Genomic DNA, 11,987 nt, shown 5'->3' on the forward strand with positions numbered 1-11,987 from the left:
TATTAAGCGATATCATTAATTTCTGCTACACTCTGTTTTTTGCCCATTCCTTCTTCATCATATATCTGGATTCTTGAGCTTATATTTAAAATAATTCCAAGCTGGAGATAGGTGACCAGCATGGAAGTTCCCCCATAACTTATCAATGGTAATGGCTGTCCCGTTACCGGGATCAGATTAACGGCTACTGCAATGTTGACAGAAAGCTGTATGAAGATCATTACCCCGAGACTGAGCACGAGCAGCGACCCGAAAAAGGCGGGCATTTTGCTGGCAATCATTACGATCCGGATCATCATGATAAGATACAGACATATCAGGAAAGCGGCTCCGATCAGTCCGTATTCTTCTACGATCACGGCAAAAATAAAGTCGGAGGCGGACTGTGGAAGCATTTGCTTCAATGCACTTTTTCCAGGTCCCATTCCGGTAATCCCGCCATGGACAATCGCGGCCTTGGCCTGCATTACCTGATAGTTTTTAGCTTTTACGCTTTCATCATCTACATCGGCTGTTTTCGCTTTGCTGGATGTGAATGTTTCGATACGGCTCATCCAGGTATGCACACGGTTTCCACCGATGAGGTTGGTGTTTAATGCAATAATCAGAAACAGGACAATGGCTACAAATGAGGAAGAGATGAAGCCTGCAATGTATTTCCAGTGAAGCTGCCCGATGATGAGGACAATCACAGAAACCATCAGGATCATCAATGCCGTAGAACCGTTGTCTTTTGCTACCAGCACAAATACCAGAAGGATTGGCCCGAAGATATACATTATGTTCTCTATAGGAAGTCTTTCCCGGGTTATTTTCTTGGTCAGATATCTGCATAGATAAATGATAAGCATTAAAAACGCAAATGACGAAGGCTGGAATGAGATGGGTGTTCCCGGGATTTTCAGCCATCTCGAAGCACTGGCCCCGTCAATGGTTTGTCCCGTAAACATGGTAACAACGAGCAGAATAATCATTAAGCCGAGCAGGATACTGCTGAGCTTTCCAATGTACTCATATTTCACCATTCCAACTACTCTCATGATCACTAGGCCCAGAACTACAAAGAACATATGCTTGATCACGTGACCGGTTGTGGTCCCGTTATTAACGATATATTCCAGATTTGAACTTGCAGAATATACCGGGAAAATAGAGAAAATGGAGATCACAAGGATGACCATCCAAAGTACTTTATCGCCCTTTAGCAATTCAATTCTGTTTTCTGTATTCTGTTCGTCCATGTTATTGAATGAAAAATGAAAAATTAATAATGAAGATTTTCAAAAATTATTAACTATTCATTCTTAACTATTAATTTTTTAATACCTGCTCTTTAAATTGTTTTCCTCTGTCTTCATAGCTTTTGAAGAGGTCAAAACTTGCGCAGCATGGGGAAAGCAGAACGGTATCTCCGCTCTTTGCCAGTGATTTCGATATTTTCACAGCTTCTTCCATGCTTGAAGTATCATAGATGAATTCTTTTTTGTCTTTAAAGAAGTCTATGATCTTCGTATTGTCTATTCCCAAGCAGACAATTGCTTTTACTTTTCTTTTAACGAGGTCCTCAATTTCTGAGTAATCATTTCCTTTATCCAATCCTCCTACGATCCAAACTGTTGGAGTTTTCATGCTTTCTAAGGCATAATAGGTGGCATTTACATTCGTTGCCTTGCTGTCGTTGATGTATTTCACACCATTGGCTTCTGTTACGAATTCAAGCCTGTGTTCTACTGCCTGGAAAGTCATTAATGAGTTTCTGATGCTTTCGTTATTGATTTCCAATATTTTACCGGCTATTGACGCGGCCAGACTATTGGCTACATTGTGGTTTCCAAGAAGGGAAAGCTTGTCAATTTTCATTGAGAATTCGTCCTTCATTTTCACCACGATTTCATCATCATTAATAAAACCTCCTTCGGCCAGTTTTTCTTTTGTGGAAAAGGGGATCATTTTTGCTTTTATTTCCAGCTTTTCAAGAATGGTTTTACTCATTTCATCATCTTTGTTATAGATAAAGAAATTATCATTTTCCTGGTTTTCCGCGATTCTGAATTTAGCTAAAGCATACTCTTCATAATTGTAGTTGTACTGGTCCAGGTGATCCTGAGAAAGATTCAACAGCAAGGAAATATAAGGTCTGAAGTTCTGGATGTCATCCAATTGGAAAGAGCTTACTTCCAGAACATAATATTCATGGTTTTCATCGGCCACCTGTTTTGCAAAGCTGTATCCTATGTTTCCTCCCAGTCCTACATTCAGTCCGTCATTTTTCAGGATGTAGTAGATCAGGGAAGTTGTTGTTGTTTTTCCGTTGCTTCCTGTAATGGCAATAATTTTGGCGTCGGTAAATTCTGAGGCAAATTCAATTTCAGAGGAAAGTCTTATTCCTTTTTCGTGAATTTTGTGAACGATCTCTGCCTTTTTGGGAATCCCCGGGCTTTTCACAATCCAGTCGGCATTTAAAATTCTTTCTTCGTTGTGGTTTCCTTCTTCAAATTCAATTTCATTATCGGCTAAAAACTGCTTATAGTTATCCTTAATAGCTCCTTTGTCTGAAAGAAAAACCTCCAGACCTTGTTTTTTTGCTAAATAAGCAGCTCCGCATCCGCTCTCTCCACCTCCTAAAACAACTATTTTCATATCTATTTTGATTTAATGATTGAAAGATTTAAAGGATTCAAAAATTTTTAAATACTTAAATTTTTCAATATTTAAATGATTGGTTATCTCATTTTTAATGTGATCAGACATACAATAGCCAGCATTACACCAATGATGATCATTCTGTTCACGATCTTACTCTCATGGAATCCTCCTTTCTGATAATGGTGATGTAATGGTGACATTCTAAAAAATCTATTGTTTTGAGCATATTCCAGCCCATATTTTCTTTTTCTGTATTTGAAAACGATAACCTGCAGCATGACAGATATATTTTCAATAAGGAAGATCCCGCATAAAACCGGAATCAGAAGTTCTTTTCTTAAAATGATGGCTAAAACTGCAATCACGCCTCCAAGCATCAGACTTCCTGTATCGCCCATAAAAACCTGGGCCGGATAGGTGTTGTACCAAAAGAACCCGATCACGGCACCTACCATGGCTACTGCAAAAATGGTGGTTTCACCCATATTCGGGAGGAACATGATATTGAGGTAGTCTGCAAAAATAATGTTCCCGGAAAGGTAGGCGAATAAGGCGAGGGTGAGCAGTATGATGGCGCTGGTCCCTGCTGCAAGCCCGTCTATTCCGTCTGTAATATTGGCTCCGTTTGATACGGCGGTTACAATGAAAATAACGATTGGGATAAAGACAATCCATGCCCACTCATGGGCATCTTTATCATTCATCCAGAACAGGATTCCGCTGTAATCGAACTCATTGTTTTTAGCAAACGGAACAGTAGAAACGGTGATCTTTTCTGTTGGCATAAAGTTCTGCTCTACATTGTTTCGGTTCACCACTTTTGCATCCGCATATTTTCTTTTAACGGTAATATCCGGATGGAAATACATTGTAATCCCGACAATCAGCCCTAATCCGACCTGGCCTACAATTTTAAATTTACCGCTCAGGCCGTCTTTGTTTTTCTTTATTTTCTTTAAATAATCATCTACAAAACCTATAGCACCCATCCATAACATGGAAACCAAAAGCAGAACAATGTACACATTGGTAATCCTCGTAAAAAGGAGAACCGGAATAATTGTTGCGATAATAATGATCAGGCCTCCCATGGTAGGAGTCCCTTCTTTCTGCTTTTGTCCGTCCAATCCAAGGTCACGTACCAATTCACCCATCTGTTTTGACCTCAGATAATTGATGATTCTCTTTCCATAAACCAGGGCAATGATGAGAGAAAACAGCACAGCGATACCTGCCCGAAAGGAAATGTATTTAAGCATTCCCAGTCCCGGTATGTGGATTCCCTGACTGGTTAGATATTCGTATAGATAGTATAGCATGTCTTTTCTTTAATTTAAAAATTTAATTTATTTAAAGATTTAAGGAAGAGGTCTCTCCATATTTTCACTTAAATACTTAATAAAGTTTGAAATATTAGAAGAAACTTCCCGTGAAAGATTAATAATTTCTTCTGCTTTATTTTCATCTCCTAATTTTAATCTTTTACTCACAATTATCATACTTCTAACTTCGGCACAACTGCCTTTTGCAATTTTTAAATATTTAATAAATTGTCTGTTATTATTATATTCTGAGCCTTCTGCAATATTGTTGGATATTGAAATTCCGGCTCTTTTTATTTGGTTACTAAATTCAAATTCTCTTTCTAAATTTTCACTTTTGAGAAATAAATAAACTTTTTCAATTAAATCTAAGCTCTTGATGTAAACCGGGAAATTTTCAAAATTTTTAGTCATCATCAAATTTTTTAATCTTTAAATAAATTGAATCTTTTAATCTTATTTTTATTTACTCATTAACTTCCAAAGCTCATTTATCGTTTCCTTGTCGTCAAAATGATGTTTCAAACCATTAATGTCCTGATAGGTTTCGTGGCCTTTTCCGGCTACTAAAACAATATCTCTTGGCTCTGCAAATCTGATTGCCATTTTTATGGCCTCTCTTCTGTCCGGAATTGAAGTGTATTTGCCGAAGTTTTGAGGCTCAACCCCTGCTTCAATTTCTTTGATGATCTGCGCGGGATCTTCTGTTCTCGGATTATCTGAGGTAATGATTGCCAGCGTTGATTTTTTGGAGGCTATATTTCCCATTTCAGGCCTCTTGGAATGATCTCTGTCGCCTCCGCATCCGAAAACGGTGATCAGCCTTTCATTCTTTGTTCTGATATCATTGATGCTGTCCAGAATGTTTTCTAAAGCATCCGGAGTGTGGGCATAATCTACGATGAAGAAAATCCCTCCGTCTGACTTGAATGTTTCAAACCTTCCTGAAACTCTTTTCAGCTTGCTGATTGCCTGCAAAATTTCATCCTGCTCAAAACCAAGTTCGGAAGCAATTCCGAAAACCAGCAGCAGATTATAAATATTAAATTTTCCCGTCAGCGTAGTCCAGAACTCTTTTCCATTGAAGTTCAGCAGCATGCCATTGAAATCAATTTCTAAAGATTTACCATGGTAATCAGCCATTGTTTTAAGGGCATAAGACTTCTTCTTTGCTTTTGTGTTCTGAAGCATTACCATGCCGTTTTTGTCATCTACATTTGTAATGGCAACAGCAGTATCTTCTAGCCCGTCAAAAAATCTTTTCTTTGTTTTCAGATATTCGTCGAACGTTTTATGATAATCCAAATGATCGTGGGTAAGGTTCGTGAAACCAGCGGCTTTAAAATGTAAGCCTTCAATTCTGTTTTGGGCAATTCCGTGAGAACTTACTTCCATGAAAGCAAATTCGCAACCTTCTTCAACTGCCTGTGCTAAAATTTTATTGATGGTAATCACATCCGGAGTGGTATGTGTTGCCGGAATAATTTTTTCGCCGACTCTGATTTCCACTGTAGAAAGTAATGCAGAATCGTACCCCAGATTTTTGAATACATCAAAAAGAAGGGTAGACACGGATGTTTTTCCGTTGGTTCCTGTCACTCCAATCAGCTTAAGCTTCTGCGATGGGTTTCCGTAAAAGTTAGATGCCAGATGTCCCAATGCTTTAGACGAATCTTTCACCTTAACGTAGGTTACGTTTTTATCTATTGCTTCAGGGAATTCTTCGCACACAACAGCTTTTGCACCTTTTTCAACAGATGATGCAATGTATGAATGTCCATCCGCAACGGTTCCTCTCACTGCTACATAGAGCGAGCCTTCCGTAATCTTTCTGCTGTCGAAGGCCAATTCCGTAATCTCACGGCTGTCATCACCGTAAATTTCTAAAACTGGAATTCTTTTTAATAATTCTGCTATTATCATTTTATATCTGACAGGAATTTTTCCTATCCTTTTATTAATAGTCCTTTTGAGACTTGTTTCTCTTACTTTAATTCTGCAGAGACAAATAGATTCTCTGGTTCTTGCTGATTATTGTGCCTTCCAGCGGAAATTGTTCTTTAATTCGTCCAACTCCTTTATAATCAACCCTATATCCTAAATTTTCAAGTTGGGGGATGATGTTTTTGCCTATCAGTCCAACTACGCTTGGCATCTGCTTGTTATTTACTGCTATTTTTACATTGGGCTCAACCATTTTACTGAGGTTTACCTTTCTGTCAACCAGCATTTCTTTTTCAATATTCTGAGGAGTTTTCAGGAATGTTTTTCCTGCAATTTCTTTAAATACCGGCGCTGAAACGGATCCGCCATAAAACCCTTTTGCAGTATTGGGTTCACTGATCATCACATAACAGGTGTATTTCGGTTGATCTGCAGGGTAGAAGCCGGCAAATGATGCACGGTATTTCATAGGGCCCGGTAACCAGTATTCAAATCTTGCGGTACCTGTTTTTCCTGCCATTTTCAGGTTGGGTGTAAAGATGCTTCGTCCCGTTCCTTTTTCTACGGCTTTGGTAAGTGCGCTGGTCATCATTTTAATTGCTTTTTCTGATGCCATTTTATTCACCATTACTTCAGGTTTTGCACTGTAGACTACTTTTCCTTCTTTCATGATCTTGTCAATGAACAGAGGTTTAAGCATTTTACCGCCATTAGCAACCCCATTATAGAAGGTTGTTAGCTGTAACAGGTTGATATTTGAAGAATATCCGTAAGAAATAGAAGCGAGCGTTGCAGCATTCCATCTCTTGTTTTGTGGTGTTACGATCTTTGGTTTTGTGATTCCCGGAAGCTCGATATCCATTTTGTCAAATAATTTCCATCTTCTCAGGTGATCAAGAAAGATCTGCGGTTTTTCTGCATAATATTTTGTAATCAGTTTTGCCGTTCCCACGTTACTTGATTTGGCTAAAACATCACTTATATCGTAAGTTCCCCCGCCGTGGCCGTCTGAAATTCTCTGCTTGGCATAGGTCCAGACTCCGCCTCCTACATTTACGGTAGTATTTTCATCGATGAAGCCATCGTCCATTGCTGCTAAAAGTGAAATGGTTTTGAAGGTAGAACCGGGTTCGATATTATCTTTTAAGGCATAATTATAAGAATCTTCATATTCCCCGGACTCCGTTCTTCTCAGATTGACAAGAGCACGTACTTTTCCGGTTTCGGTTTCCATAACGATCACTGTTCCGTGTTTGGCTTCAAAAGTGATCAGCTGTTTCTCCAAAGCGGAGTGGGCAATGTCCTGAATTCTAAGGTCTAAGGTTGTGTAAACATCTTCACCATCCACTGGTTCTTTTACTTTCCAGTAGTCGATGGGCTTCCATTGGGATGAATTGATTCTTTGCTCCAGTCTTTTTCCGTCTGTTCCTGTAAGGTATTTGGAAAAAGCGCCTTCAAGACCGGCTTTCACTTCGCCGTTATCCATACCGATGGTTCCCGCTCCAATTTCTGATGTAGCCAGTTCTCTTTTATAATTTCTATCGACGATAAAACCGCCTTTGTTTTTTCCTTTTTTAAAGATCGGGAAGTTTCTGATCCTGTCGTACTCGTCAAAGTCGAGACCTTTCACCAAAGTATAGTATTGGTTTTTCTTCTTTTTCTGCTCGTCAAATTTCTTTCTGAATTCTCCTCTGGGTTTTCCGAACATTTTGCTCAAAGAATCTGTCAGTGCGCCGATATTGTTGCTGTAGATCGTATCTTTCATTGTTTTGAAATCAAGATAGATATCATAGCGCATCACGGTAGTGGCAAGAATAGACCCGTCTGAGGCGAACAGGTTTCCGCGGGCAGCCTTGAGAGTGGCTTCACGGTAGTTTTTATTAATGTAATCGTCTTTAATTTCCTGAACGTTAGTATTTTGCAGGATTACAATTCTTGCAAGAAACATGACAAATACGCACAGAACTCCTACAGCGAAGAGGTAGCCCCACCTTAACGTTTTTTTACGTTTGTTATCGTATTCATTTTGTTTTTGCATCTGTACTGTCCAGTTTTATTAGCAGTTTATGAGGATGGTTTTCCAAAGTCATCAATGAGTCTTTTGCGACCTCCTTCCCCAGTTGCGATTCCATTTTTACTTTGATCAGCTTACTCTGGGCGTAAGCGTTTCTCGATTTATATTCTTCTGTTTCTTCTTTTAATGCATTGACAATTTTAATCTTCTTGTTGACGAGGTGATTGCTATAAATCATCGCCATCATGAGGATGAACAACAGTAAAAAATACTTGTAATGAGTTTTGATCTCATCACGGTTCAGAAAATTTCCTTTTATAATATCTATAAAGGTGAGCTTCTTCTGAGGGCGGTTTGTTGTTCTTTTTGCCAAAATCTTTTTATCTCAATTTGCTTTGCCGTGAATTCACTTTGTTTTGTCAATGGTCAATTTTATAAATTTCAAATAATCGCCCATTCATCATTCACTTTTACACTTTTATTCCGGTTCTCATTTTTGCACTTCTTGCTCTTGAGTTTTCTTCAATTTCTTTATCATCCGGGATGATCGCTTTAGTTTTTAACAATTCAAAAACCTTTTTGTAATTCCCGTAAATATCTCTCTGCTGCTCTCCTTCAAACATGCCGTTTTTCAGGAATCTTTTTACCAGACGGTCTTCTAACGAATGGTAAGAAATAACAACAAGTCTTCCTCCCGGTTTTAAAATATTCAGAGACTGAACAAGCATTTCCTTCAGCGCTTCAAGCTCCTGGTTAACTTCTATTCTTATTGCCTGAAAGAGCTGTGCATAGAACTTATTAACCTTATGAGGCGGAAGATAGCTGAAAAGCTTTTTCAGGTCTTCTGTCGTCGTAATGGTTTTCGTTTTTCTGTGATGAACAATATCTCTTGCCAGCTTTCTTGCCTCTCTCAATTCACCATAGTGATAAAAAATATCGGCAAGCTCTGTTTCCTCATACTCATTGATCACCTTTTTGGCATCGAGATTCTGCATCACGTTCATTCTCATATCCAGAGGAGCGTTGTTCCTTGTAGAAAAACCTCTTTCTGCCTCATCAAACTGGTGGGATGAAACGCCAAGATCTGCCAATACTCCGTCTATCTGGGAAATACCATACATCAGCATGGAGTTTTCCAAAAATCTGAAATTCTGATTCACCAGAGTAAACCTTGGATCATCAATTGTATTTTTAAGAGCATCCAGGTCCTGATCGAAACTGAAAAGCTTTCCCTTATCTGAAAGTCTGCTCAAAATCTCTCTTGAGTGGCCTCCTCCTCCAAAAGTGCAGTCCACGTATATTCCGTCAGGATTCGTCACCAAATCATCAACGCTCTGCTTCAATAAAACGGGGTTGTGGTACATACTTAATTGTGTTTTTACCTTGCCTTTTACAACAAGTGTGGTTTATTCTTCATCGAAAGAGCCCATTACATCTTCGGCCAGGCTTGCAAAATCAGCTTCGTTGGTAGAAATCACCTTTTCATAGGCATCTTTATCCCAAATTTCAAAAAGCTCTCCTGCGCTGGTAATTACCGTATCTTTCTGAAGGTTTGCAAAATGAACCAGATCTTTTGAGATCTGAAGCCTTCCTGCATTGTCCAGTTCTACTGTTTTTACCCCTGCCGTAAACATTCGAATGAAATCAGCATTCTTTTTAATGAATCTGTTTAGCTTATTAATTTTGCCCATCAGTTTGTCCCATGCATTCATAGGATAGACTTCGAGGCAAGGCTGGAACACAGATCTCTTGACTACAAATGCCTTATCGTCGAAGTTTTCCATCTGTTTGATCAGGGAGGAGGGAACTTTTAAACGGCCTTTGTCGTCAATTTTACACTCATATGTTCCAATGAAACTTTTCATTTGGGACAAATTTATATAATAATTTCCAAAATTTCCCACTTTTTCCCACTTTTTGACTTAATGTTAATAAGTTTTATTAAAGATTCAATTTAAAATAGATAAGTGGTTGATATGTTGCCTGTTGTAAAAGTTGTTATTTGGGCCATAATAAAGAGGTTTTGAAAAAAGTAAAGAAAAAGGATGATATTATATTATTTTTACTTTAAATTAGGGTAATCAAAATTTTTTTGAGGTTTAATTTGTATTTTTGCAGAGCTTTATTAAGGCATTTTATGATATTTAGTACAAAAAAAGAAAAGAAATATACTTTTGTAGAGGCGGGAGAAGGACATCCATTGGTGCTGTTGCACGGTTTAATGGGTGGTTTGAGTAATTTCGATAAGATGGTAGATTTTTTTTCGGAAAAGGGATTTAAGGTATATGTTCCCCAGTTACCTATCTATGATCTGCCGGTACTCAATACTAATCTTACTACTATTGCCAAATATATTATCAAATTTATAGAAAGTCATATTTCAGGACCTGTCACTATCGTAGGGAATTCTATGGGAGGACATGTGGGTCTTATTCTGACTCTGGCAAGACCGGATCTGGTGAAAAATCTTGTATTAACAGGAAGCTCCGGATTGTATGAAAGAACGTTCGGTGATAGCTTTCCAAGAAAAAACGACCGTTCTTATATAAGGAAGAAAACGGAAGAGGTTTTTTATGACCCTGCTATCGCTACAGAAGATCTTGTAGACGAGGTTTTTTCTGTAGTAAATGACAGAATGAAGGGAATAAAAACGGTAATGCTGGCAAGAAGCGCTATCAAACATAATATGCTGAACGACCTTCCCAAGATTATTACACCAACGTGTCTGATATGGGGAAGACAGGATAATGTAACGCCTCCTGAAGTGGCAGAAGATATGCACAAGTTTATTCCAAATTCAGATCTTTTCTGGATCGAGAAATGCGGACATGCTGCGATGATGGAGAAACCGGACGAATTCAATGAAATTCTCTACAGCTGGTTAAAAGACAAAGTTTAAATAAATAATAATAAACCATTAAGAGCTTTTCTTAATGGTTTGTTTTTCTAAAAAATATTCGAAAGATGGTTATTAAAACAGCAAATTTTGTAAAGAGTAGCGGGAAATGGCAGGAATGCCCGGAACCTACTATGCCTGAATATGCTTTTATCGGAAGGTCTAATGTGGGAAAATCATCACTGATCAATGCAATGATGAATCATAAGGATCTCGCAAAAACTTCCGGAACGCCGGGAAAAACTCAGCTTATCAATCATTTTTTAGTGAATGAAGACTGGTATCTGACGGATTTACCGGGCTATGGATATGCGAAAGTTTCAAAATCTATAAGAAAGGATTTTGAAAAGCTGATCACCAATTATATTTTAAACAGAAGAAACCTGGTGAATCTTTTCGTGTTGGTAGATTCACGACATAGTCCGCAAAAGATAGATCTGGAATTTATCCAGTGGTGCGGGGAAAGCGGGATTCCTTTTTCGATTGTTTTCACGAAAGCAGATAAACTGAAGCCGAATGTTGCGATACAAAATGTAGAAAATTATAAAAACGAGCTGCATAAAACCTGGGATGATCTCCCAGAACTGTACATAACTTCTGCGGAAAAGAAAACGGGTGGTGATGAGATCCTTGATTTCATTCAGAAAACGAATGAATTCCTGAAAAATAATAATGTGAGTTTTGATGAGTAATATAATCTGGAAAATTAAAACCTTCGATGAGTTTACAGTTCCTGAACTGTACTCAATCTTAAAAGCCCGTATTGATGTTTTTGTGATCGAGCAGAACTGTCCTTACCCAGACCTGGATAATTATGACCAGAAGGGAATTCATATCTGGGCAGAAGAAGACGGACAGATTCTTGCGTACTGCCGTGTTTTCGATAAAGGGATCAAGTATGATGAAACTTCTTTAGGAAGGGTCCTTACAACGGAGCGGGCTAGGGGCAAAAACCTGGGACGCCAGCTGATTAAATATGCCGTAGAGACTATAGAAAACCGTTTCCATACTTCAGAGATCAAGATTTCGGCGCAGGATTACTTGTTAAGATTTTATTCCGAATTCGGATTTGTAGATACCGGAAAAAAATACCTGGAAGACGATATTCCGCATACGGAAATGATCAGAAAATAAAAAAGCGAAGGGGAAATCTTCGCTTTTTTTG

Annotated in this window: 12 protein-coding genes; 3 read left to right on the forward strand and 9 right to left on the reverse strand. The window is 38.4% G+C overall.

The window, feature by feature from the left end; all coding sequences use genetic code 11:
• Positions 1–2 precede the first annotated feature (2 nt).
• The 9 genes from AC4IFE_RS05945 to mraZ all read right to left on the reverse strand — a co-directional run bounded on the left by AC4IFE_RS05945 (position 3) and on the right by mraZ (position 9,791).
• A complete protein-coding gene (locus AC4IFE_RS05945; RefSeq protein WP_490755586.1) occupies positions 3–1,241 on the reverse strand; it encodes an FtsW/RodA/SpoVE family cell cycle protein in 1,239 nt (412 codons plus the stop codon).
• A 70-nt stretch (positions 1,242–1,311) separates the two neighbouring features.
• Positions 1,312–2,640 carry a UDP-N-acetylmuramoyl-L-alanine--D-glutamate ligase gene (murD, locus tag AC4IFE_RS05950; RefSeq protein WP_490755587.1) on the reverse strand — a complete coding sequence of 443 codons (1,329 nt, stop codon included), beginning with the start codon at positions 2,638–2,640 and terminating at the stop codon, positions 1,312–1,314.
• A gap of 83 nt (positions 2,641–2,723) precedes the next feature.
• Positions 2,724–3,965: a phospho-N-acetylmuramoyl-pentapeptide-transferase gene (gene mraY, locus AC4IFE_RS05955; protein WP_490755589.1), complete on the reverse strand. Its 1,242-nt coding sequence runs from the start codon at positions 3,963–3,965 to the stop codon at positions 2,724–2,726.
• Between the two features lie 39 nt (positions 3,966–4,004).
• The gene (locus AC4IFE_RS05960) at positions 4,005–4,385 is read right to left on the reverse strand and encodes a four helix bundle protein (protein WP_490755591.1); all 381 of its coding nucleotides are present in this window, start codon (positions 4,383–4,385) and stop codon (positions 4,005–4,007) included.
• Between the two features lie 45 nt (positions 4,386–4,430).
• Positions 4,431–5,891 carry a UDP-N-acetylmuramoyl-L-alanyl-D-glutamate--2,6-diaminopimelate ligase gene (locus tag AC4IFE_RS05965; RefSeq protein ID WP_490755593.1) on the reverse strand — a complete coding sequence of 487 codons (1,461 nt, stop codon included), beginning with the start codon at positions 5,889–5,891 and terminating at the stop codon, positions 4,431–4,433.
• Positions 5,892–5,958: 67 nt separating this feature from the next.
• Positions 5,959–7,950, reverse strand: a complete 1,992-nt coding sequence (locus AC4IFE_RS05970; RefSeq protein ID WP_490755594.1) for a penicillin-binding transpeptidase domain-containing protein — start codon at positions 7,948–7,950, stop codon at positions 5,959–5,961.
• A complete protein-coding gene (locus tag AC4IFE_RS05975; RefSeq protein WP_034701184.1) occupies positions 7,934–8,299 on the reverse strand; it encodes an FtsL-like putative cell division protein in 366 nt (121 codons plus the stop codon). The genes AC4IFE_RS05970 and AC4IFE_RS05975 overlap by 17 nt, the downstream gene beginning before the upstream one ends.
• A 97-nt stretch (positions 8,300–8,396) precedes the next feature.
• On the reverse strand, positions 8,397–9,290 hold the full coding sequence (gene rsmH / locus AC4IFE_RS05980) for a 16S rRNA (cytosine(1402)-N(4))-methyltransferase RsmH (RefSeq protein ID WP_490755596.1): 894 nt from the start codon (positions 9,288–9,290) through the stop codon (positions 8,397–8,399).
• A gap of 42 nt (positions 9,291–9,332) precedes the next feature.
• A complete protein-coding gene (gene mraZ / locus AC4IFE_RS05985; protein WP_490755598.1) occupies positions 9,333–9,791 on the reverse strand; it encodes a division/cell wall cluster transcriptional repressor MraZ in 459 nt (152 codons plus the stop codon).
• Positions 9,792–10,063: 272 nt separating this feature from the next.
• Between mraZ and AC4IFE_RS05990 the strand changes: the two genes are divergently transcribed.
• The 3 genes from AC4IFE_RS05990 to AC4IFE_RS06000 all read left to right on the forward strand — a co-directional run bounded on the left by AC4IFE_RS05990 (position 10,064) and on the right by AC4IFE_RS06000 (position 11,956).
• The gene (locus AC4IFE_RS05990; RefSeq protein ID WP_490755600.1) at positions 10,064–10,825 is read left to right on the forward strand and encodes an alpha/beta fold hydrolase; all 762 of its coding nucleotides are present in this window, start codon (positions 10,064–10,066) and stop codon (positions 10,823–10,825) included.
• Between the two features lie 65 nt (positions 10,826–10,890).
• Positions 10,891–11,514 (forward strand): ribosome biogenesis GTP-binding protein YihA/YsxC, encoded by a 624-nt coding sequence (yihA, locus tag AC4IFE_RS05995; protein ID WP_490755601.1) that lies wholly within the window; start codon positions 10,891–10,893, stop codon positions 11,512–11,514.
• Positions 11,507–11,956, forward strand: a complete 450-nt coding sequence (locus AC4IFE_RS06000; RefSeq protein WP_490755602.1) for a GNAT family N-acetyltransferase — start codon at positions 11,507–11,509, stop codon at positions 11,954–11,956. Before yihA ends, AC4IFE_RS06000 begins: the two co-directional genes overlap by 8 nt.
• Positions 11,957–11,987 lie beyond the last annotated feature (31 nt).

The organism is Chryseobacterium sp. UF-81 (genome assembly GCF_058245105.1).